The following is a 21,844-nucleotide window of genomic DNA, read 5'->3' on the forward strand; positions in this document are numbered from 1 at the left end:
GGCGGCCGGCGGCCATCCGGGCGGCATCAAATCAGCTCAGGGGGCGACCTGTTTCGGTACCAGGCGCTCCAACTCACGCTGCAACTGCTCGAATCGCACCGGCTTCGCCAGGAAGGCGTCGGCTTTCAACCAGGAGCGCTCCCCCGGTGCCGTGGCATCGAACTCGAGCCCGGTTTCGCTCTCGACTGCGCTTACCATGATGACCGGGATCGCCGGATCCAGCTTCTTGATGTGATAACACAGCGCGAAGCCCCCGTCGGTCTCCTCCATCATCAGATCGATGATGGCCGCATCCGGCCGCAGGGCGGCCATTTGCGCCTTCGCGGACGCGACACCTTCCGCCGTCGTCACGGCGTACCCGGCCCGCTCCAGTTGGACCTGCATCGAGAGCAGGTAATCCGAATCGTCATCGACGAGCAGAATGCGCTTCGCCATCACTGCAATCCTTTCTCACGCCGGCCGCCCTGCGGGGTGCCGCCGTCCAGCGTACCTGGAGCAACACACCGGCGCGCCGGCCTGTCGCTATAACAGTTTAGGGACACTCCACCGCTCCGGCACCGGTGACACGCTCCTCCGCACCCACACCGGACGTGCCGCGTCGCCGCGGCAAACGCACCGTGAACGTCGTCCCGGTCGGACCCGCCGCCGGGTCGGCGTTAGTCTCCACGCGCGCATCACCGTGGTGCATCTTGATGATGCCATACGCCACCGCCAACCCCAGCCCGGTGCCTTCCCCGGCCTTTTTGGTCGTGAAGAACGGTTCCCAGATCTTCTTCCGGTGTTCTGGCGCAATACCCACGCCAGTGTCCTGTACCGCGAACCACACCGTCTCGTCATCACCGCCAGTGCGGAACCGCAACACGCCTCCCTCCGGCATCGCGGCCTGCGCGTTCGTCACGAAATTCATCACCACTTGCAGGATCTGATCGCGGTCAATTTCCACCTCAAGGTTGCCATTCAAATGTTCGACCGCGATTTCCAGGCCGCGCTGACGCCGCACCCCTTCCGCCACCCCGTCGATTAACTCGCGCAGACTCACTCGCTGCGCCTCGACCTTGTTCTTGCGCGCAAAGTGCAGCAGGCCGGCCACGATCTTCTTGCACCGGTCGGCCTCCGCCACGATCATCGCAAGATCTTCGCGCTGCCCCGCCTCCGCCGGCAACTCATCCAGCAGCACGTGCGACAACATCAGCACCGTGCCGAGCGGGTTGTTGACCTCGTGCGCGATGCCTGCCGCAAGCTGCCCCATATGGGCGAGTTTCTCTGACTGCATCAGCGCTTCCTGGGCTGACGCCAGCTCCCGGTTCGAGCTCGTCAGGTCCTCGCAGGTGCGCCGCAATTGCTCGATCGTGTACGGCAGGCACATCTCACTTTCGGCGAGCCCCTTGACGACCGCAATCGCATGCTCCCGACACGTCTCGTAGCCACACGCCCCGCAATTCAGCTCGTCCACCGGAGTACGCTTGCCCATCGCCCGCAGCACACGGCACACGTCACCGTCCGCCGGGCTGTCAAGCCGGCAGTCACGGGCCCGGAACTTCCGCTGCAGGTTCACCGCCTGGAGCCGCGGCCAATAGTCATACCACCGCGCCCGGTCGGAATCGTCCATGCGCCGCCGGGCATAGCGACTCACGGCCCGGCGCCGGCCGAACCGTGGTGTGGGCCGGCCGATCCCCGGCCCCATGATGCACCCGTTACAGCACAGAATCTCCAGTAACCGCGCATCCAGGTTGCCGCTTTCAAACTCGCGGATGGCCTCGATGAACGCCTGCCGCCCGTCCGCCGCCACCACGTCCCCCGCCAGCAGGTCTTCCTCAATCTGCGCTGTCTGCAACATGCCCCGGCTTAACGGAAACAGGGCGCCGACCCCACCATGTGGCGGATCGAAATCACTCTGCTCCACCGCATCCGGTCGCAGCGGATGCCGGCCGAATAATTCGCGCAGTTCGAGAAACGTCAGCACCGCATCGATGTCGCCGGCCACGTCAAGCGCGGCCGCCTCATCCTTCTTCGCGATGCAAGGGCCGATGAACACCGTGCGCAGTTCCTGGCCGTACAGCATCCGCAGGGCGCGCGCCGCCGCGATCATCGGCGACACGATCGGCGCCAGCCGCGGCACCAGCACCGGGAAGTACCGCTCGACGTAGGCCGTCACCGCCGGGCACGTGGTCGCGATCCAGCGTGCCCCGTCCGGCTGCCGTACCAGGCGCTTGTACTCGGCCGCCACGAGATCGGCCCCGAAAGCAACCTCGTGGACCCGTGCGAATCCCAGGGCCCGCACCATGCCCACCAGTGTCTCGTACGGATACTCCGTGAACTCGGCGGGGAAACTTGGCGCCAGCAGGGCCGCGACCGGCCGCGTGTCGGCTAGCAGGGCTTCGACGCGCGCCACGTCGGAACGCACGTCCTTGGCGGACTGGCTGCACACCTGGACACAATTGCCGCATCCGATACAGCGGTCGCCGAGAACCTCCGCCTGCCCGCCCTCGATGCGGATCGCCTTCGCCGGGCACTCGCGGACGCACGTATAGCACAGCCGGCAGCGTTCCGGCACGGTCGTGATCAGCGGTCTCTGTTCGTGCTTCTGCGAATCCATCACTCAGCTTCCGCCTGCCACGCACCTGGGTGACCACTGCGTCACCAGCCCGTCAATTCGGCTGATTCTCACTGCACTCGTGCTATCCAACGACGTCGCGCACGTGGTAGTGCGTGTGCAGCAGCTCGTGACTCCTGTCGCCCAGCGGCTGACCCAGGAACTCCGCATAGAGCCGCTGTACACTTGGATTGCGGTGCGACTGCCGAACTACGTCCTCGCGGTCGATCTGATACAACGCCCGCATCCGGGCCCGCACCGCTTCCTGATCGGTTGTCAGCGGCTGGCCGCCGCCACCGATGCATCCGCCGGCACACGTCATCACCTCGATGAAATGCAGGTCCGTGCGTCCGTCGCGGATCTGATCCAGCAGCTCAGCCGCGTTCGCAAGGCCACTCACAACCGCCACGCCCAATTCCAGTGCACCCACCTGAACGCGCGCTTCCTTGACCCCCTTCAGCCCGCGCAGCGGCTGGATCTTCAGCTCGGTCAGCTCCGTTCCGGTCACGAGGTGGTACGCCGTACGAACCGCCGCTTCCATCACGCCGCCGGTCGCCCCAAAGAGCTTGCCCGCGCTGCTGCGCTCCCCCAATGGGGAGTCGGGACTCTCGGGCGCGAGGAGGTCCAGATTGAGACCCCGCATTCGGATCAGCCGCGCCAACTCACGCGTCGTCAGCACCGCGTCGATGTCCGGCAGACCGTTGCGGGCCATTTCCGGCCGCGTGGCTTCGAATTTCTTCGCCGTGCACGGCATGATCGCGACGCTATAGATGCTTTCCGGCGCGACCTGGGCCTGCTGGGCAAAAAAAGTCTTGATGACGGCACCCATCATCTGCTGCGGACTCTTGCAACTCGAGAGATGGTGCAGAAAATCGGGATAGCTCTGCTCCACGTACTTGATCCAGCCCGGCGAGCAGCTCGTCAACATGGGCAGCGGCCCACCAGTCTGGAGACGGTGCACCAGTTCCGAGGCCTCTTCCATGATCGTCAGATCGGCCGCCAGACTCGTATCGAAGACACGGTCGAAGCCCAGCTTCCGCAGCGCCGCGTTCAGCACTCCGGCGATGTCCCGGCCCGGCTTCATGCCGAATTCCTCGGCCAGTGTCACCGACACCGCCGGGGCGTGCTGCACGACTAGGAACTTCTGCGGGTCGGCGAGCGCATCCGTCACCTCGCGCAGGTGCACCTGCTCGCGCAATGCGCCGGTCGGACAGACCATCACGCACTGGCCGCAGTTCACACAGCTCGACACATTCAGCCCCTGGTCAAAGGCCGTCCCCACCAGCGCCTGGCTCCCGCGCTTCAGGAAGTCGATCGCCGCGACGTCCTGCACCTCCTCGCACACACGGACACACTTGCCGCAGAGGATGCACTTCGCCGGATCCCGCACGATCGACGGTGAAGACACGTCCAGCTTGTGCGTAGCCCGGGCCGCGCAGTACTTGCGCTCCCGAACCCCGAGTTCGTGGGCCAGTCCCTGGAGCTCACACTGCCCGTTGCGAATGCAGTAGAGACAATCATCGGGGTGACTCGACAGCAGCAGCTCCGTCACCGTTTGCCGCGCCTGAATCGCGCGGGGTGAATGCGTCTGCACCTTCATGCCATCGGCCACCGGGTAAGCGCATGACGGCACGAGGTTGCGCTGCCCTGCGATCTCGACCACGCAGATCCGGCAAGCCCCGGTCGGCGTCAGCCCCTGGAGATGGCAGAGGGTCGGAATCCGAATCCCGGCCCGCCGGCATGCGTCCAGTACCGTCTCGCCCGACTTCGCCTCCACCGGCCGATCGTTGACTTCAATCGTGATCACGTCCTGCTCCGCTGACGCGCCCTGCGGCGCGGGTTACTCCACGATGACCGCATCCAGCCGGCAGGCCTCGCTGCAGGCGCCGCACGCGATGCACTCTTCCTGCACGATGTAGTGAGGACTGCGCAACGCGCCCTTGATCGCGCCCGTCGGGCAGACCTTCCCACAGATCGTGCAGCCCTTGCACTTGGTCTCTTCGATCCGGTAGGTGAGTAGCTCCTTGCAGACTCCCGCCGGACAGCGCCGCTCGAACACGTGCGCTTCGTACTCCTCGCGGAACCACCGCAACGTGCTGAGCACCGGGCTCGGCGCCGTCTGTCCCAGCCCGCACAAGCTCGTGTCCTGGATCACCTGTGCGAGCCGCTCCATCGTCATCACGCCCCGGAACCGCGCTAGGGCCTCGTTGCCCGATTCGTGCCGGTGCGCCCGCGTGATGCGCTGGAGGATGTCGAGCATCTGCTTGGTCCCCTCTCGACACGGGATGCACTTGCCGCAACTCTCACGCTGGATGAAGTCCATGAAGAACTTCGCCACGTCCACCATGCAGTTGTCTTCATCCATCACCACCATGCCGCCCGAGCCCATCATCGCCCCCACGCTCTTCAGCGACTCGTAGTCGATCTCGATGTCCAGGTGCTGTCCCGGCACGCAGCCGCCCGAAGGCCCCCCCATCTGCACCGCCTTGAACGCCTTGCCGCCCGGAATCCCACCGCCGATCTCAAAGATCACCTGCCGCAGCGGCATCCCCATCGCGACTTCGATCAGACCGGTCCGCAACACCTTGCCGGACAGCGCGAATACCTTCGTCCCCTTGCTCGAGCCCGAACCCACTGCCGCGAAGGCCTCGGGGCCACGCTGCACCACCACCGGCAGGTTTGCCAGTGTCTCGACGTTGTTGATCACCGTGGGCTTGCCGAACAGCCCGCTCACCGCCGGAAAGGGCGGTCGGGGGCGTGGCATCCCGCGCTTCCCCTCGATGCTGTGAATCAGGGCGGTCTCTTCGCCACAGACGAAGGCCCCCGCACCCTGCTTGATCTTGATCTCCAGCGAGAAACCGCTGCCGAGGATGTTCTGCCCCAGCAGCCCATAGCTTTGCGCCTGCGCCAGCGCCACTTTCAGGTTGCGGATCGCCAGCGGATACTCCGCGCGAATGTAGACGTACGCCTTGCTCGCGCCGATGGCATACGCCGCGATTGCCATGCCCTCCACCAGCCGGTGCGGATCGCCCTCGATCACCGCTCGATCCATGAACGCCCCCGGATCGCCCTCGTCGGCATTGCACACGAGGTACTTCTGCTCCGCAGGCGTTTGCAGCGCAAACTTCCACTTCCGACCAGTCGGAAAGCCCCCGCCGCCACGACCCCGCAGCCCGCTGCGCTCCACTTCGTCACATAGTTCAGCCGGGGTATGTTCACGCAGCACCCGGGCCAGCGACTGGTAGCCGTCGCGTGCCAGATACTCGTCGATGCTCTGTGGATCTATGTTCCCACAGTTGGCCAACACCCAGCGCGTCTGCGGGGCGAAGAAGGGGTGCTCGTCCAGAAACGGCACATCCTCCCAGACTGCAGCGCCATCGGTCACCGGGCGGAACTGCCCGAGGATGTTCCCGCTCGGTGCACGCCTGGCCAGCAGCTCGTCGAGCAGCGTGTCCACCAGGTCGGCCGTCACCTGCGAGAATGCCACCCGCGTCCGCCCCGGCAACTGCACATCGACCAGCGGCTCCGCCGAGCAAATGCCGATACAGCCCACCTCGACTACATCGGCCGCAAGCGTGTGTTGTTCGAGGTACGCGCGCACCGCGGTAAGCGTCTTCCCCGCCCCGGCGCCGAGCCCGCACGTGCCCGCTCCCACGAAGATCGTCGGCCGCTCGACCTGGTCGCGCCGCAGCAACGCCAGCCGCGCGGCGCGTTCCGGCACCTCGGCCGCACCATGGCCGTCCAGCAGTGCGCGCACGTCCGCGGGCGACAGGCCGCGCCGTTCCTGCACCCTACCACCACCGCTCTCCGTACTCATGATTGCCATAGCGCTCCGCGCCTCACTTGCTTTCGGCCTTGCCGTACTGCTTCAGAACTTTTCGCGTCTTGTCAGGGGTCATGCTCGCATGGAACTCACCGTTAACGGCCACCACGGGCGCGAGTCCGCAGGCCCCAATGCAGGCCACAACCTCGATGCTGAAAAGTCCGTCCCGCGTCGTCTGCCCGGGTTCAACCTTCAGAGTCGTCCGCAACGCATCCAGCACCCCCTGCGAACCCTTCACGTGGCACGCCGTTCCACGGCACACCTGGCAATGCACCTTGCCCAGCGGCTGGAAGCGAAATTGGTTGTAGAATGTGGCGACGCCGTACACCTTGCTGACCGGCAGGTCGAGCCGCCGCCCCACGGCCACCATCGCCTCGCGAGACAGGTAGCCGAAGCGCTCCTGCACCGCCTGCAGGATCGGTATCAACTGGTCCCGTTCAGCGTTCTCGTACTCCTCGAGCAACACATCGAGTTCCGTCGTCTGTTCCGCGAGCACTACTGCGCCTCCCGCCGATCTGCTCGGATCGCCGCGAAGAAGGCCACCTTCTCCAGCGACAATGCGATGTCGACATCTTCCACGAAGACCTCTGGCGGCACCCGGAGGCGCCGCGGGGCGAAGTTCAGCAACCCCCGCACGCCCGCCCGTACCAACCGCTCGGCAACGTCCTGGGCCGCCTCGACCGGGACCGCGACGATCCCCACCAGCGCCGGCTGACTCTCCAGGACCGCCGCCATTTCTCGCACGTCGTAACAGCGATGACCATGCACGACCCGTCCCACCTTGTCCGGATGCGCATCAAACGCCGCCACAATGCGGTAGCCGGGCTGCCGACCACTGAAATAATCCAGGATCGCTCCCCCGATATGTCCCACACCGACGAGCGCAATCCCGCCCGCCGCCCCCGGGGCCAACAATCCGGTGATGTGGTCGATGAGCCCGGCGACATCGTAGCCCTTGGCCGGGCTGCCCGTGTAACCGACCGTCATCAGATCGCGACGGACCTGGGCCGCTGTGACGCCTTCGAGTAGTGCCAGATCGTGCGAGAAGATCCGATCGCGCCCCTCCTGAATCCAACGCTGCAGGTGACGCCGGTACGCACTCAGCCGTTCGATCACGCGGTCGGGTATCTGCATCGCTGCACCGGGTCTCACAGGCGGCCAAGCCGCATATCCTCACCCACCCGCCGTATCGGCTTCATCGCTGCGCCGATCGATTCACACTGTGAACTCATTCACAGTATCGACCAGGAAACCCCTTTTGTCAAGGACCTTTTGGTAAAAATAGCATCAAGATCACAATTGCCTCGGACGCGAATCATATCGGACTTCCACGCCGAGCCATGCCCGATCCGGGCAACCATCACCCAACACTTCTCCGGCCTTACCTTGGTGGGCACCCCATTCCAATGACTGAATCCACCCCCTTCTTCCTGCTTCTCGTGGGTCCTGGCTGCTACACTTCCGACTGGATCCTTACCCCCGCACCAGCACCGGTACCCAACGTTGCTTCTTTACAATCTCACGCTTCCTGAGACCGCCTTGCTCCTTGCCGCCGGACTCGTCGCCGCCACCCTCGCAGCCGTCAGCGGCTTCGGCGGCGCGGCCATACTCCTGCCCATCCTCACCGCCATCTTCGATTTGCGCGTGGCCGTTCCCATCCTCACCGTCGCCCAACTGATCGGCAATGCCAGTCGCGTCGTCTTCAATTACCGCGCTGTGCACTTGCCGATCGTCGGCTGGTACACACTCGGTGCCGTACCCTTCGCCATCGCCGGGGGCGTTGTTTTCGCCTCGGCCCCTCTGCCCATCCTGACACGCGTGCTTGGCCTATTCCTCCTCGCAATCGTCGCCTGGCGGCGCCTGACTCGCCCACGGCCGCGCCCTTTCCCCATCCAGCGTTTCGCCTGGATCGGCGCCGGCTTCAGCTTCCTCTCCGCCATCGTGGGTAGCGTCGGGCCGGTCATGGCGCCATTTTTCCTTGCCTTCGGACTCGCCAAGTCCGCTTACATCGGCACCGAAGCTCTCGCCACCGTCGTCATGCATATCACCAAACTTGTTGTCTACCGCCAGATGTCCGTACTGTCGTTCGAGACCCTCACAATCGGACTGATGCTCGGCCCCGTCATGATTCTCGGTTCGTGGATCGGCAAGCGTATTGTCGATCGCCTCCCCGAGCGCGTCTTCATCCTGCTCATCGAACTCGCTATGGCCGTCGCCGGCCTGCTGTTTCTGATTCGCGGCTGAACGCCGGGCGTTCGTCCTACCGCGCCGACAGCGGCTGTGCCGGACACAGGTCCAGCATCCGGTTCAGTGCCACACGAGCCCAGTGGGCCGTCTCCTCAGCAACGCGAATCCGATTCACCGACTTCCCGCGCACCAGTTCTTCCAGTACCCAGCACAGGTGCTTCAGGTCGATCCGGTACATCGTGCTGCAAAGGCACTGCACCCCCGCCAGCGACCGGATCCGCTTCTCAGGCAGGGCCGCCGCCAGCCGGTTCACCAGGTGCAGCTCTGTTCCAATCGCCCAGAACGATCCCTCCGGCGCTGCCGTGACCGTCCGGATGATGTACTCCGTGCTTCCTACCTCGTCGGCGAGTTGGCAAACTTCCCACCGACATTCCGGGTGTACGATGATTTGCCACGGCTCCGGTGCTGCGCGCAACGCAAGCGCCTGCTCTTCCTTGAAGAGCGCATGCACCGAACAATGTCCCTTCCACAGCAGGAATCGCGCGGTCGCCAGCTTCTCCGGTGTCACACCACCGAAGGGCCGGTCCGGATCCACCACTACCATACTCTCCAGTGGCCACCCCAGCGCGAACGCCGTGTTACGCCCCAGGTGCTGATCCGGCAGAAACAGCACCTTGTGACCCGCGGCCGGGTCCCCGTCCGCAGTCGCGCCATGCAGCGCCCACTCCAGCACCAGCTTGGCGTTCGAACTGGTGCAACACGCCCCATCATGCTGTCCGACGAAGCCCTTCACGGCTGCGCTGGAATTGACATAAGTGATAGGTGTGATGGTTTGATCCGCATCACGCTCAAGCTGCGCCCAAACGGCCTCCACCTGGTCGATGTGCGCCATGTCCGCCATGCTGCACCCGGCCGTCAGATCGGGCAGGATTACCGCCTTCTCCCCGCCCGTGAGGATGTCAGCCGACTCGGCCATGAAGTGCACGCCGCAGAAGACGATGAACTCCGCCGTGCGCTGCTCCGCGGCGATCTGCGACAGCTTCAGACTGTCCCCCGTAAAGTCGGCGAACGCGATGACCTCGTCCTGCTGGTAATGGTGCCCCAGGATCATCAGCCGCGACCCAAGCTCCGCCTTCGCCGCGCTGATCCGCCTCCGCAGCTCCGCGTCGCTCGCCTCGGTATACGCGCTTGTCAAAGGTGCTTGCCGAACCATGCCATCCTCGTGTGCCGGCCCCATACGAAGTATAGCGGTGCCTCCCTGCATACCCGCTGCTCCGGTCAATCGCACCCTCGCAGGCCCCACTTCCGCCGTCGCCATTCCATGACCGTCAGTACGCTTACTACGCCTGCCGCGTTCGCCAAGAAGTCCAGCAGTTCCACGCCCCGCCCCACCGGTCCCTGGAGGTACTCGTCCAGTGCGGCGTACGGCAGCAGCACGGCCCCAGCAAACCACACTAAGCGGCCCGATAGCGGCGCTTTTCCCGCTTCCGCACAACGCCAGAACAGGAACGCCAGCAGTGCGAACGCCCCGAAGTGTGCCACCTTGTCCACCCAGGGCAAACCCGGCATCCCCAACCGCAGCTTCGGCAGATGCGTCGCCATGAACAGGAAGATCCAGTACGCGGGCAGCGCCCGCCGGTACCAGTGCCGCCACCGCGCATCGAGTTGGGTCGTGCCGCCACTCACAATGCCGCGGTCGCCCCCCCCGGAGCCGCGCGTACCGTTACCGCCTCCGGGTCCGCCGCCCGCCCCCGCTTCCCGTCGCGGTACACCTCCCGTGCCAGCGCCAGGTAATCTTCCGCCCCATGGCTGCCCGGGGCGTAGTCGAAGATCGTCTGGCCGAAGCTTGGGCATTCCGCCAGCTTGATGTTTCGACGTATCACGGTTTCAAAAATCCGCGCGCCCGACCACGGCGTCTCCGGTTCCGTTCCGGCCAGGAACGCCCGCACATCCTCCAGCACCTCCTGCGCCAGCCGCGTTCCCTTCTCGAACATGCACAGCACCACACCCGTCACCCGCAGGCGCGGATTGAGCTGCGACCGCACCAGTGTCACCGTCTCCAGCAGACGCCCCAGTCCCTGCAGCGCCAGAAAGTGTGGCTGTAACGGAATAATCACCTCATCCACCGCCGCCAGCGCATTCACCGTCAACAGTCCCAACGACGGCGCACAATCCATAATGCAGAAGTCGAAGCCCTCCTGGTACGGCCCGACCGCCCGCGCCAGCACCACGCCACGCTCATCAAACTCCGCCAGTTCCACATCCGCCCCCGCCAGATCCACTGTCGCGGGGATGAGCACCAGCCGGTCCGCGACGCTCCGCGCCGTATCGCCAATCGGCGCCTGCCGGAGCAGAACCTCGTAGATCGTCGGCTCGTCGGCGCCGACTTCCACGCCCAGGTGCAGTGTCGCATGCGACTGCGGGTCCAAATCCACCAGCAAGACCTGCTGACCCGCACGCGCCAATGCGGCCGCCAGGTTGACCGCCGTGGTCGTCTTCCCGACGCCGCCCTTCTGATTAAGAATCGCAATCGAACGCATGGCGGGCAGTATACCGCACGGTCGCCTACCCGCACCGCGACCCCTGCAACGGAGTCATTCCTTGGCACCGGGGGCGGATCGGCCTCCAACACACACTCCGTGGGCTCGTCCGCCTCCAAGTTCACCTGATTTTTCTGGAATCCGAACCCCGTCTGAATTACTCTGCGAGTATACTGGCGGTTGGGTGATGGGCGCTCAGGGGAACCATGACCCGGCTCGACGCCTTCGGAACAGAAGCTTGGTTGACCCCAAGAGGAGAGGAAAGATGAACACGAAGTTATTTTCCATGCGTAACCGACGATTCGCTGTGGGCACTCTCATCGCGTTGATGAGCACCCCCGCCCTGTGGGCCCAGAACATCGTCACTGGTGAGGGCCTCCCTTACGTCGGTTTCTCATCGCTCAGCCGTGAGGCCGATCGCGTCCTCCAGCAGTTTTACGACGACTCCTTCTTCGCCACCGTTGACCAGCCCCTCCAGATCACCGCGATGTCCTTCCGCCTCCCGGCCGTCGCCGGCGTGGACTACCCGGCCCTGGGCGACCTCAACTTCGGGCGCTATGACATCACGCTGGCCGAGCCCTCCGCCGCAGCCGTCGCTGCCAATGGCCTGACCTCCGCCACGTTTGCCGACAACATGTCGAACCCGGTGCTCGTCCGCTCCGGCCCCCTCACGGTGCCGCAATTCAGTTTTGAGAGCAACGCCGTGGGTGCAGATGCCGATTTCAGCTTCATCATTACCTTCGACACCCCCTACAACTTCACCCCCGGTCAGGACCTCGTCATGCTGGTCCGACACGACGGTCACGGTGACGTACACGGGGTTGAGACCCGCTGGAACTTCGACGGCTATGCCTGGACCAACGGCAGCGTCGTCAGCACGGGTAATGTCGATGATGCGGTTGGCAATTTCGGCCCCGGCTCCTTCAACCTCGCAAACCGCATCCAGTTCACGTTCGTCCCCGAGCCGGCCGGCCTCGTCCTGCTGGCGTTGGGTGGGCTTCTGATCGGCCGCCGCCGTTAACCCGCAGTGATTCAGATATAGGAGGCGACCCCGGTGGTCCGTGCGGGACCGCCGGGGTCGCCGTGTATTGCGGTGGGGGCGATCAACCTGCCAGCGCCTGGGCAATGGCCTCTGAAAAAACCGGCAGGTCCTGCGGCAGCCGCGACGTGATCAGATTCCCGTCACGTACCACCGGTTCGTCGATGTACTTGCCGCCGGCCGCCGTGATCTCCGGGCCGACGTTTTCGATGCAGGTGCTGGTACGGCCCGCCATGACGCCGGCGGTCACGAGCACTTGCGGGCCGTGACAGATGGCCGCCACCGGCTTACCGCTCGTCACGAAATCACGGGCAAACGCGACGGCCTGCTCGTTCTCACGCAGCCCCGCCGGGGACCGCCCGCCAGGGATGATCAGGGCGTCGAAGTCGGCCACCTGGACATCCCGGATACGCTTCTCAACGCTGATCTTCTGCTCACTGTTGTATGCCTGGATTTCGCCGCGCTCCAAACCGATGATGGTCACGCGCGCCCCGCGGTCCTTGAGGTATGCCATCGGCTCAAGGGTTTCGCCGTCATGGAAGCCCGGCGCGATCATGATCGCAACGTGTCGCCCTGTCAGCAGATGGGCGTCGGTGCCGTCAGCGCGGACCGCGGGCTGAGAGCTCTGGCAGCCGGCGGCGAGCAAGGCGGTGGCGAGCAGGGGCGTGGTGAAAAGGAGTGTCGATCGCATGTGATCCTCCTGGATGTTGAGTGGGGGATGGAAAGCCGTACTTACAGGACTGTAGCGCGCCGGTGACCAAACACCCACGTTCATTTGTCGGGGGGCGTCACGCAGCGCGAGTGGTAGTGTGATTTCTGGACGTTGCGACGTGGGACGGGTACCGTTCGGGGTACGCGGCACTTTTTACCAGGCCGCCGCAATGTCGTAATCACCCCCGTGCGGGGGAGGTTTATGGACGCGTCAAGCAATAGTGCCACGCCGCCAGCTGTCGTAGCGCTGGTGCAGCGCTTCGCGCAGAATGAAGATTTTTATCGAGGTCCGTCGTACAACGAAGCGCTCTGTCGGGTGGACTTCATCAGTCCGATGTTTGCGGAGTTGGGGTGGGACTTGGCGAACGTGGCCGGCTACGCAGATGCGTACCGGGACGTGATTCACGAGGACTCACTCAAGATCGGTGCAGCCACGAGTGCACCGGATTACTCCTTCCGAATCGGAGGTGCACGGAAATTCTTCCTGGAAGCAAAGAAGCCGGGTGTGAACCTGAAGACGGCACCGGAGCCCGCGTTCCAGCTGCGACGTTATGCGTGGTCGGCGAAGTTACCGCTCTCGATCCTGACGGACTTCGAGGAGTTCGCCGTCTACGACTGCCGGGTCAAGCCGAGCCATACAGACAAACCGTCGGTGGCTCGCATCCTGTACCTGACGTACGACCAGTATCCGGAGAAGTGGGGGGAGATCGCGGCGATTTTCTCGAAAGAGGCGATCCTGAAGGGATCGTTCGACAAGTACGCCCAGACCGTGCGCGGAAAGCGTGGAACGGCGGAAGTGGATAATGCGTTTCTCGCGGAAATCGAGGAGTGGCGCGAGACATTGGCGCGTAACTTCGCGCTGCGGAATGCTGCCCTTTCGGTGCGGGATCTGAATTATGCGGTGCAGCGGACGATCGACCGAGTCATCTTCCTGCGCATGTGCGAGGACCGGGGCATCGAGCGTTACGGACGGCTCCAGGAGCTCGTCCAGGGGACCGGGCTGTATGCGCGGCTGGGCGCGCTTTTCCGGGAGGCGGACGACAAGTACAACGCGGGCCTGTTCTACTTCAGCCAGGAGCCGGACCGGGGGCCGCCAGACGCCTTAACACTGGGGCTGAAGCTAGACGACAAGGTGCTGAAGGACATCGTCGGGCGGCTGTATTATCCTGAGAGCCCGTACGAGTTCTCGGTTCTATCGGCGGACATCCTGGGGCAGGTGTACGAGCAGTTTCTCGGGAAAGTGATCCGGCTGACGGCCGGGCACCGGGCGGTAATCGAGGAGAAGCCGGAAGTCCGGAAGGCGGGTGGCGTGTACTACACGCCGACGTACATCGTGGACTACATCGTGAAGCACACGGTGGGGAAACTGCTGGAGGGGCGGACGCCGCGCGAGATCGGGCCGGACCGGGAGACGAAGGCGGGGCGGGCGCGGAAGCTGCCGAAGGGGGCGAAGATGCTGCGCGTGCTCGATCCGGCCTGCGGGAGCGGCTCCTTCCTGCTGGGGGCGTACCAGTACCTGTTGGACTGGCACCGGGAGCAGTACGTCGGGCAGATCGTCGCGGGAAAGCCGTTGCCGGCGGGGCTGGGAGAGCGCATCTACCAAGGGGCCGGCGGCGTCAGGCGACTGACGATACGGGAGAAGAAGCGCATCCTGCTGAACAACATCTACGGGGTAGACATCGACCCGCAGGCGGTCGAGGTGACAAAGCTGTCGCTGCTGCTGAAGGTGCTGGAGGGGGAGACGGATGAGACGGTGGGGTCGTCGCTGCGGCTGTTTCACGAGCGCGCCCTACCGGACCTGACGAACAACATCAAGTGTGGAAACGCGCTGATCGGGCCGGACTTCTACAACGGGCAGCAGTTCGAGATGTTCGACGAGGAGGAGCGTTACCGGATCAACGCGTTCGACTGGAAGGCGGAGTTCGCGGAGGCGTTCAAGGAGGGGGGCTTCGACGCGTTGATCGGGAATCCGCCGTACGGTGCATCGTTCAGCGCGTCGGAGCAGCAGTATCTGCGGGCACGCCTGCAATCGTATCACGCTCGTGGTGATTCCTACGTTGCCTTCCTGGAAGCTGGCATAAAGCGATTGAGAGATGGCGGCACATTGGGGATGATTATCCCGTCTGCAATCTTTGGGGGTCCCGCTTACTTCCCGGTGAGGGAGCTCCTACTACAGTGGACCCAGTGGGAGCGGGCGATCCTGCTGCCGTATGACGTCTTCGCCGCGGCATACATCGACACCGCGATCGTCTGTCTGCGGCGGGTGGCAGAAGCTTCGACCGACCATGTGGCGCTCACGTACGAATATCCGAAGCGGGAGCGCATCACGTCGATGGACGACATCACCTACACGCGCGTGCCGCAGCATACGTGGCTTGCTGATCCGGAAAAACGCATTGTGATGGATCCGAGCGCCGTGGAGCTGATCGCGACTCTGAGAATCCGCTGCTCACTGACACTCGGCGACATCATCGAGGTTCGCAGGGGCGTACTGCCGACGCCGGAGGCGCTCAGCCCGCGCAAGACGCGTCGGCACGCGTACCCATATTTCGAAGGCGATGTCTATCGCTACCGGTTGAACGAGTGCATCAAGCGGTACGCCGCGCTGGATGAGTCCATGAAAGAGCGCCCCCGCGATTTCAAATGGTTTTCAGGATCGCGGTTGTTGCTTCGAAGACTGGTGAACCGGCAGTTTCGTCTGATGGCCACGTCTGCGTCGGAGACCTTCATCACCAACAAGAACCTCTACTCCTTGCTGCCCATGTCGGTTCCGCACGAGCTGGTGCTAGGCGTGCTCAATAGCCGGCTCCTGTCGCACCTGTACGTGAAGCTCGTGACGCAAGCCACAAAGGACGATTTTGCACAGGTTACCATCAAGGACCTTTGCTCTCTCCCGTGGCCTGGGGCGATTCCCTCAGCGGACGAAAAACGCATGGTGACATCCGTGCGCCGGATGCTCGCGCTGCAGCGACGATCGGCTGCTGCGACAGCGACGCACGAACACACCGTCATTCAGCGCGAGATCGACCAGACCGACCGCGAGATCGACCGGCTGGTGTACGAACTGTACGGACTGACGGACGAGGAGATTGCAGTGGTCGAAGAGGCGATCGCGGCACCCGGCGATCGGGGCTCTTGAGCGGCAGTACGCACTTCCACCCTCCCCCTGCCCCCTCCCTGCGAAGGGAGGGGGATACGTGCTGCGATTGGCGGCTCTGCTGCGCCGCGTGCGCGGTTACGCCGTGCCGACCGCCAGGCGCACGAAGCTCGTCACCGTCAGGCCCGCCCCGTGCTCACGCACGTATTGCCCGACGGTCTTTTTGTCGTCCTTCACAAACGGCTGCTCCAGCAGCGTCATCTCGGAGTACCAGCGGTCCAGTTTGCCGGCGACGATCTTCTCGATGATCTGCGGCGGCTTGTCTTTCACCTGCTCGCGCGCGATGCTCTGTTCCTGCTCCACCATGTGGGCTGGCACGTCTTCACGCTTCAGGTACGGCGGTGACATCGCCACGATGTGCATGCACACGTCCGCACCGACGCTGGCCGGACACGGACCGCTGAACTGCACGAGCGCGGCCGTCTTCGAGTTGAAGTGCAGGTAATGACCGATGTGGCCGCTCAGGACCACGATCCGCCCGAACTTCAGGTTTTCGCGAATACGGTTGACCGCATCGGTCAGAGCGTCACCGATGGTCGCACCTCCAAGGATCGGCGACGCCTGCTTGAGCAGGTCGTCGGCGGTCGGCTGGTCGAGCTTCAAGGCGGCCTCCGCGGCGGCCTTGCCGAGTTTCACAAAGTCCTCGGTCCCGGAGACCGGCTCCGTCTCGCAGAGCAACTCCACCGCCGCCACGCGCCCCCCCGCCGGGTCGAGCGCGAACGTGATGCGACCTTCCGCCGTGGCCTTGTCGGCGCGCTTGGCGGCCTGGCCATGGCCCTTCTTGCGGAGGATCTCGATGGCCTTGGCTTCGTCGCCATGCGCCTCCTCCAACGCCTGCTTGCAGTCCATCATCGGCAGGTCGGTCTTCTCACGGAGGGCCTTCACCTGCGCGGCGGAGATTGACATTGCGAAATTCCTCCAGAGTGCGGCCTAGGCTCGAGGCCTGGGGCCGGCTCAACCCGGCCCCGGGGATTCGGTTGATCAAATTACGCCTGGATCGCGGCACCCAAGGCACCGAACGCGGCGGCGTTGACCGCGTCCTCACCTGCGCCCGAGCCAGGTCAGGCCGAGGGCGATTCGGGGGCAGCAGTTTCTGGCAGCGCAGCCGGTGCGACGGCGACGGCCGCCGGCACGGGCGCCGGCACGGGCGCCGGCCCCTCGCTGGGGGTGTGCTCGCGACCGCGGCGCGGCCGGCGGGCGAACTCCCCACCACGCCCCTCCACCGGGGCGATCTCCGCGGGCTCGGGCCGGGCGCGCTTGCCTTCTTCAACGGCGTCGGCCAGCTCGCGCACGATGAGTTCGATGGCGCGCATGGCGTCGTCGTTGCCGGGGATGAGGATGTCCGCATCGGTCGGGTTGCTGTCGGTATCGACCAGGCAGACCGTCGGAATCTTCATCGCGCGGGCTTCGCGGACAGCGTTGATTTCCTTTTTGACATCGACCAGCACAAGGACGCCGGGCAGGCGGCTCATGCGGCGGATGCCATCGAGGTTACGGCGAATCTTGACGAGCTCGCGCGACAGGGTTGCTTTCATCTTCTTCGAATAGCCGGTTTCCCAATCGGGGCTGACAACAAGCTGCTCGAGGAACTCGAGCCGCTCCAGCCGCGAGCGAATGGTCCGGAAGTTGGTGAGCGTTCCACCGAGCCAGCGCTCGGTGACGTAATGCATGCCACAGCGTTCCGTGTGGCGCTGCACCAGTTCGCGGGCCTGGCGCTTGGTGCCCACGAAGAGCACGTCACCGCCGCGTGACACAACCTGTCCAATGAAACGCTTGGCCCGCAGCAGGCCGCGCAGCGTCTCACGGATGTCGATGATGTGGATGCCGTTGCGCTTGCCGTAGATGTACGGCAGCATGCGAGGGTTCCAGCGACTGCAGCGATGGCCGAAGTGGATGCCGGCGTCGAGCAGCTCTCGGACGAGGGGCGCAGCAGACAATCTTCACCTCTGCTCGCCAGCGGCGAGCGGGGTCCGCAGGGCGGACCGTGCGTACAGCCCCTTGGGCGACCCCCAGGAGCTTCCGTGGAACAAGACCTTCCAGCCGATCCCCCATTGGACCGATACTGGCCGCGGACGCCCTTCCGCAGACCAGGTAATGTAGCCGGGCGGTGGGCGCTGCGTCAAGGCAGCGCGCGGACCGGGAACGCTACCGAGAAGGCGGGCGGCGGGGTTGTGAAATTCCGCCAGCGGCCGAGAATGGAGACATGGCGGAACTGCCGATTTCGGATGATCTCGTGGGGACACGCGTGGTGAACCCGGTGCGGCCGGAGTGGGGCGCCGGCACGGTGTTGCGCGTACAGGCCGTTGACCTGGGAGGGCAACCGGCACACCGCGTCTCGGTGCAGTTCGCCACGGGGCATCGGACGATGATGGTGCCCCCGGGGCGATTGATGTTGCCAACCGCAGAGCCGACGCGGGCTGCGGGCTGGCTGGATCAACTGGGAAAATCGACACTCGACCACCAGCTTCGGGCCTTGCCGGAGCGAGTGCGGGAGTTCCTGGGAACATCGGCACAACGGTTGGTCGTGCTGGCACCGCTGTACGAGTGCGACGGATCGGCCACGGCCCTGCTGCGGTGGGCCCGTAGCCAGACGGGCGTCGCCGATCCGCTGACGATCTGGTCACGAGACGAGTTACGGGAGGCGTTCGCGGCATTCCAGCGGCAACGGGACGTGGCGGCGCGCGATGCGGTACAACGGGTGCGTGCGACGGCCGGTGGACGCGGTCTGCGCGATGCGCTGGCGGAGGTGCCGGAACCGGCCCGGGGTATCTTCACTGTGTGGGCCGGGCTCTCACAGGAACGCGATGAAGACGATCCCTTTACCGTCCCGCGACGGTAAGGTAACGAGCTGGGTGCGGAGGGCTGCAACGACTTTGGACGACTGCGCATCCCCCCATGCGCCTCAAAGATATTCCAACCACTCGGCCGCTTCGACCGCTTCGTACGTTCCAGGGTACTTCTCGATCAGCTCCCGCAAGATCCGGCGCGCCTCAGACTTCTTGCCGGTCTTCGCGAACAGCCGCGCCTCGTCCATCATCTTCTTCGCCTCGTCGCTACGCGGCAGACTACCTTTGTCCTGTCCCGGCGGAGGGTCCGGCCGTGGATTCCCGCGCATTGCGGGTGGAGTGGCTGGTTGCGCCATCCCCGCCTGCCGTCCCGCACGTGTGATCGGCAGTACCGGACGATAGTCGCCGCGCGCTTCCGCGAGCGCCGCCCGCAGTGCGTACTCGAACACCGGATCGCGCGCTGCCCGCACCGCCCGGATGTTACCGAACTGATCGATCAGAACCACCCACGGTGGATCCGCCACCCGGAACAGACGCGTCGTCAGCGGCGCCTCGCTCGTGGTCCGCTCGTAGTGTTGCGGCCACTCGTACCCATTCTCCCGTGCGAAGTTCTGCGCAACCTCAAGCTGCGCGGGGCCATCGGAATTGATCCCGAGAAACTGGACCAACGCCTGCTTGCCGTAGGATGCATAGAGTTCCCGCAGTGCCTGCACCTCTGCGGGTTCCGGCATGCGTCCGTGTGACCAGAAGTCGATCACCAGTACGCGGCCGCGCCGCTCGAACAGCGGCACCCCGAGCCCTTGCTCCGTGGTCACCACCTGGTTGGAAGCCGGTTCCCCCACCAGCTCCAGTTGCCGCATGCGCGGACCGATGGCCTGCCCGGGTGCAAAGCCCTTCGCATGCAGCGTCTCGAGTGTCTTCATCGCTTTCGGGCTATCACCCGCCACCGCCGCCACCGTCCAGCTTGCTCGCAGCGTATCGGGGTCTTCCACGCCGTCCCGTTCCAGTCGCTGGAGCGCCTCCCGCGCCGTGGCGACATCGCCCACCGCGAGCGCGGCGTAAATGTGTACCCGCAGCAGCCGGGAACGCTCCGCGACCGAGAGCTCATCGACAGACAGGTCCAGCCGCTGCACCTGCTCCAACGCCGCCCGCCCGTCCTCGAGGGACACCGTCCCGCGCCCGGAGCCGATCCGCTCAAAGAGCTTGCCGAGTTGTTCGAGCTGCTCGGCCGTCGGCGGCGCGGCGTACGCTCCGCCCGCGAACCACCCCACGAACACGATCAGCGCGCGGCTCCACCAACGTGTGTGCTTACGCATTATGCACCTCCCAGAATGCCAACATCCCATTGCGTATGCCGCATGGTACTCGGCCACGCCGACACTGCCCAGCATTTTCAGATCGCGGCTCACGCTTCCTGCGGGGCAGGATCACGCCGGTCGGGGTGATGATCCTTGTACCACCGTATCTGCCGCGCCATCCCCAGCAGAATGTCCGCCTCGTTCACGCCCAGATCCACGCGCCCCAGCAGGTGTCGCAGCGCAAACTTGAGATGATCCGGATTCTGCCCGAAGAAGAACCCGATCCCGTCGAGCGCATCGAACAGCTTCGCGAACATGATCTCCTTGCGCGCGTGCGTCGCCACGCCCGGGTCGATCGCCATCGGCAGTAGTGCCTGCCCCTCGGCCCGCAGCCAGGCCAGCCGCACCTCATAGCAAAGCAGCATGACCGCCGCCGCCAGGTTCAGCACCGGGTACGATGCGTCCGCTGGGATGGTTACAACCCGATCGAACTGCAGCAATTCCTCGTTCCGCAGCCCATAGTCCTCACGCCCGAACACCAGGGCAACCGGACCCTGCACCGCCTGTGTCAGCGCCTCGACCGCCGCTTCCGCCGGGGTTACGGCGGCCTGTCGGCGATAAAGCCCGAGCTTCGACGAAGTCGCGAATGTCCGCACGCAATCCGCCAGCGCCGCAGAAAGATCCGGGACCACCCGGGCGGTGTGAAGCAGACCTACCCCGTGCTTCGCGTACGCCACTGCCGTCGCATCGCGCGGGTCGCAGCGCGGCGCGGTCAGCACCAGGTCTGAGAGCCCCATGTTCGCCATCGCGCGGCAGACCGCCCCCACATTCGCAGAGCCACTGGGCGAAACTAGCACGATCCGGATGCGGGCAAGCATACGGCCGGATTGTAGCGGCCCGGTGCCAGCTGCGCACCGTGCCCACTCGACTCAAAGCGGTTTCTTCCGCGCCCGCCCCGGCGCCCGCGGCAGGTCCGCCGCCAAGCGCGCCACTTTCTCATAGGTCACCATGACGCGCGCCGGCTGCTCCCCCGGCAAGCGGTACTCGTAGGCCGGCCGCAGCACCAGTCCACAACGCGCGGCCGCGGCCACGGCTGACGTGGTCTCCTCTGAAGCCCCGCCCGCCGACTTGAATAGCCAGCACACCCCGCCGACGCGGACGAAACCGGCCACGTATTCCAGCAGAACGGGCAAGGGCGCGACGGCCCGCGCAGTCACCGCATCGAAGACCTCACGCCACTCCGGCGCATGCGCCAGGACCTCCGCCCGCCCCGGTACTACCCGGACCTGCACCAGCCCCAGGGCCGCAACGAGTTCCCGCACGCGCGCCAGCTTCCGGCCGACACTGTCGACGAGCACGACCTCCAGACCCGGGGCCGCGCAAGCCAGCGGTACTCCCGGCAATCCGCCCCCGGTTCCCAAGTCGAGCAGCAGGTTGGGCCGACGTTCTGCCATGAGCGGCAGCAACGCGAGACTGTCGCAGACGTGCCGCCGCCAGAGCTCACTCCGGTCCGAGGTCGCCACCAGGTTGGTGCGCTCGTTCGCGGCTTGCAGCGCTCGAACGAAAGCCGCCAAACGCGCATAGGCCGCCGGTGCGACTACGAATCCGGCCGCAGTCAACTCATCGTGGGTCACTCGTGCATCCGCCACGCAAATCATTCGCAGCGCTGCTCGGCCCGCGCACGCCGGCGGGTGCCCGTCGCGCTGCATG

General features: G+C 65.1%; 19 protein-coding genes. 4 read left to right on the forward strand and 15 right to left on the reverse strand.

What is annotated here, in order from left to right:
- Positions 1 to 36: 36 nt before the first annotated feature.
- From IPM18_03525 to IPM18_03550, 6 genes are all read right to left on the reverse strand, one after another.
- Positions 37 to 435: a response regulator gene (locus IPM18_03525; protein MBK9118661.1), complete on the reverse strand. Its 399-nt coding sequence runs from the start codon at positions 433 to 435 to the stop codon at positions 37 to 39.
- Positions 436 to 532: 97 nt separating this feature from the next.
- Positions 533 to 2,596 carry a 4Fe-4S dicluster domain-containing protein gene (locus IPM18_03530; GenBank protein ID MBK9118662.1) on the reverse strand — a complete coding sequence of 688 codons (2,064 nt, stop codon included), beginning with the start codon at positions 2,594 to 2,596 and terminating at the stop codon, positions 533 to 535.
- Between the two features lie 82 nt (positions 2,597 to 2,678).
- Positions 2,679 to 4,400 (reverse strand): iron hydrogenase small subunit, encoded by a 1,722-nt coding sequence (locus IPM18_03535; GenBank protein MBK9118663.1) that lies wholly within the window; start codon positions 4,398 to 4,400, stop codon positions 2,679 to 2,681.
- A 33-nt stretch (positions 4,401 to 4,433) separates the two neighbouring features.
- Positions 4,434 to 6,410 carry an NADH-quinone oxidoreductase subunit NuoF gene (locus tag IPM18_03540; GenBank protein ID MBK9118664.1) on the reverse strand — a complete coding sequence of 659 codons (1,977 nt, stop codon included), beginning with the start codon at positions 6,408 to 6,410 and terminating at the stop codon, positions 4,434 to 4,436.
- 22 nt (positions 6,411 to 6,432) lie between these two features.
- Entirely contained in the window at positions 6,433 to 6,912 is a 480-nt protein-coding gene (gene nuoE, locus IPM18_03545) for an NADH-quinone oxidoreductase subunit NuoE (GenBank protein ID MBK9118665.1), read from the reverse strand.
- On the reverse strand, positions 6,912 to 7,550 hold the full coding sequence (locus tag IPM18_03550; GenBank protein MBK9118666.1) for a redox-sensing transcriptional repressor Rex: 639 nt from the start codon (positions 7,548 to 7,550) through the stop codon (positions 6,912 to 6,914). The genes nuoE and IPM18_03550 overlap by 1 nt, the downstream gene beginning before the upstream one ends.
- A gap of 405 nt (positions 7,551 to 7,955) precedes the next feature.
- On the opposite strand from IPM18_03550, the gene IPM18_03555 reads away from it, so the two are divergent.
- Positions 7,956 to 8,660, forward strand: coding sequence for a sulfite exporter TauE/SafE family protein (locus IPM18_03555; GenBank protein ID MBK9118667.1), 705 nt, complete (start codon positions 7,956 to 7,958; stop codon positions 8,658 to 8,660).
- Between the two features lie 16 nt (positions 8,661 to 8,676).
- Here IPM18_03555 and nadA read toward each other — a convergent pair whose 3' ends face one another.
- From nadA to IPM18_03570, 3 genes are all read right to left on the reverse strand, one after another.
- Positions 8,677 to 9,816 carry a quinolinate synthase NadA gene (gene nadA, locus IPM18_03560; protein MBK9118668.1) on the reverse strand — a complete coding sequence of 380 codons (1,140 nt, stop codon included), beginning with the start codon at positions 9,814 to 9,816 and terminating at the stop codon, positions 8,677 to 8,679.
- A gap of 65 nt (positions 9,817 to 9,881) precedes the next feature.
- On the reverse strand, positions 9,882 to 10,289 hold the full coding sequence (gene vanZ, locus IPM18_03565) for a VanZ family protein (protein ID MBK9118669.1): 408 nt from the start codon (positions 10,287 to 10,289) through the stop codon (positions 9,882 to 9,884).
- The gene (locus IPM18_03570) at positions 10,286 to 11,143 is read right to left on the reverse strand and encodes a ParA family protein (GenBank protein MBK9118670.1); all 858 of its coding nucleotides are present in this window, start codon (positions 11,141 to 11,143) and stop codon (positions 10,286 to 10,288) included. Before IPM18_03570 ends, vanZ begins: the two co-directional genes overlap by 4 nt.
- Before the next feature lie 265 nt (positions 11,144 to 11,408).
- On the opposite strand from IPM18_03570, the gene IPM18_03575 reads away from it, so the two are divergent.
- On the forward strand, positions 11,409 to 12,164 hold the full coding sequence (locus tag IPM18_03575) for a PEP-CTERM sorting domain-containing protein (protein MBK9118671.1): 756 nt from the start codon (positions 11,409 to 11,411) through the stop codon (positions 12,162 to 12,164).
- Positions 12,165 to 12,246: 82 nt separating this feature from the next.
- Here IPM18_03575 and IPM18_03580 read toward each other — a convergent pair whose 3' ends face one another.
- Complete coding sequence (locus tag IPM18_03580; protein MBK9118672.1) at positions 12,247 to 12,873, reverse strand: type 1 glutamine amidotransferase; 627 nt, start codon at positions 12,871 to 12,873, stop codon at positions 12,247 to 12,249.
- A gap of 222 nt (positions 12,874 to 13,095) precedes the next feature.
- Here IPM18_03580 and IPM18_03585 point away from each other — a divergent pair, with 222 nt between their 5' ends.
- On the forward strand, positions 13,096 to 16,032 hold the full coding sequence (locus IPM18_03585) for an N-6 DNA methylase (GenBank protein ID MBK9118673.1): 2,937 nt from the start codon (positions 13,096 to 13,098) through the stop codon (positions 16,030 to 16,032).
- A 96-nt stretch (positions 16,033 to 16,128) separates the two neighbouring features.
- Here IPM18_03585 and tsf read toward each other — a convergent pair whose 3' ends face one another.
- Both tsf and rpsB read right to left on the reverse strand, forming a co-directional pair.
- A complete protein-coding gene (tsf, locus tag IPM18_03590) occupies positions 16,129 to 16,956 on the reverse strand; it encodes a translation elongation factor Ts (GenBank protein MBK9118674.1) in 828 nt (275 codons plus the stop codon).
- A gap of 155 nt (positions 16,957 to 17,111) precedes the next feature.
- Complete coding sequence (gene rpsB / locus IPM18_03595; GenBank protein ID MBK9118675.1) at positions 17,112 to 17,987, reverse strand: 30S ribosomal protein S2; 876 nt, start codon at positions 17,985 to 17,987, stop codon at positions 17,112 to 17,114.
- Between the two features lie 266 nt (positions 17,988 to 18,253).
- Here rpsB and IPM18_03600 point away from each other — a divergent pair, with 266 nt between their 5' ends.
- A complete protein-coding gene (locus IPM18_03600) occupies positions 18,254 to 18,889 on the forward strand; it encodes a DUF3553 domain-containing protein (GenBank protein MBK9118676.1) in 636 nt (211 codons plus the stop codon).
- Positions 18,890 to 18,952: 63 nt separating this feature from the next.
- Here the strand turns inward: IPM18_03600 and IPM18_03605 are convergent, their stop codons facing one another.
- The 3 genes from IPM18_03605 to rsmG form a co-directional block, all read right to left on the reverse strand.
- Positions 18,953 to 20,152: a tetratricopeptide repeat protein gene (locus IPM18_03605; protein ID MBK9118677.1), complete on the reverse strand. Its 1,200-nt coding sequence runs from the start codon at positions 20,150 to 20,152 to the stop codon at positions 18,953 to 18,955.
- Between the two features lie 89 nt (positions 20,153 to 20,241).
- Positions 20,242 to 21,012 (reverse strand): RNA methyltransferase, encoded by a 771-nt coding sequence (locus tag IPM18_03610; protein ID MBK9118678.1) that lies wholly within the window; start codon positions 21,010 to 21,012, stop codon positions 20,242 to 20,244.
- A 51-nt stretch (positions 21,013 to 21,063) separates the two neighbouring features.
- Positions 21,064 to 21,783: a 16S rRNA (guanine(527)-N(7))-methyltransferase RsmG gene (gene rsmG / locus IPM18_03615; protein ID MBK9118679.1), complete on the reverse strand. Its 720-nt coding sequence runs from the start codon at positions 21,781 to 21,783 to the stop codon at positions 21,064 to 21,066.
- Positions 21,784 to 21,844 lie beyond the last annotated feature (61 nt).

This window comes from Phycisphaerales bacterium, from assembly GCA_016716475.1.
Classification (GTDB): domain Bacteria; phylum Planctomycetota; class Phycisphaerae; order UBA1845; family Fen-1342; genus JADJWG01.

What these genes read in the sequence shown, in the direction of transcription:
- IPM18_03530 (MBK9118662.1), bottom strand. Translation starts at nt 2,596, where the DNA reads ATGGATTCGCAGAAGCACGAACAGAGACCGCTGATCACGACCGTGCCG.
- IPM18_03540 (MBK9118664.1), bottom strand. Translation starts at nt 6,410, where the DNA reads ATGAGTACGGAGAGCGGTGGTGGTAGGGTGCAGGAACGGCGCGGCCTG.
- IPM18_03570 (MBK9118670.1), bottom strand. Translation starts at nt 11,143, where the DNA reads ATGCGTTCGATTGCGATTCTTAATCAGAAGGGCGGCGTCGGGAAGACG.
- IPM18_03585 (MBK9118673.1), top strand. Translation starts at nt 13,096, where the DNA reads ATGGACGCGTCAAGCAATAGTGCCACGCCGCCAGCTGTCGTAGCGCTG.
- IPM18_03600 (MBK9118676.1), top strand. Translation starts at nt 18,254, where the DNA reads ATGGCGGAACTGCCGATTTCGGATGATCTCGTGGGGACACGCGTGGTG.
- nadA (MBK9118668.1), bottom strand. Translation starts at nt 9,816, where the DNA reads ATGGTTCGGCAAGCACCTTTGACAAGCGCGTATACCGAGGCGAGCGAC.
- IPM18_03580 (MBK9118672.1), bottom strand. Translation starts at nt 12,873, where the DNA reads ATGCGATCGACACTCCTTTTCACCACGCCCCTGCTCGCCACCGCCTTG.
- IPM18_03605 (MBK9118677.1), bottom strand. Translation starts at nt 20,152, where the DNA reads ATGCGTAAGCACACACGTTGGTGGAGCCGCGCGCTGATCGTGTTCGTG.
- IPM18_03550 (MBK9118666.1), bottom strand. Translation starts at nt 7,550, where the DNA reads ATGCAGATACCCGACCGCGTGATCGAACGGCTGAGTGCGTACCGGCGT.
- tsf (MBK9118674.1), bottom strand. Translation starts at nt 16,956, where the DNA reads ATGTCAATCTCCGCCGCGCAGGTGAAGGCCCTCCGTGAGAAGACCGAC.
- IPM18_03525 (MBK9118661.1), bottom strand. Translation starts at nt 435, where the DNA reads ATGGCGAAGCGCATTCTGCTCGTCGATGACGATTCGGATTACCTGCTC.
- IPM18_03575 (MBK9118671.1), top strand. Translation starts at nt 11,409, where the DNA reads ATGAACACGAAGTTATTTTCCATGCGTAACCGACGATTCGCTGTGGGC.
- IPM18_03610 (MBK9118678.1), bottom strand. Translation starts at nt 21,012, where the DNA reads ATGCTTGCCCGCATCCGGATCGTGCTAGTTTCGCCCAGTGGCTCTGCG.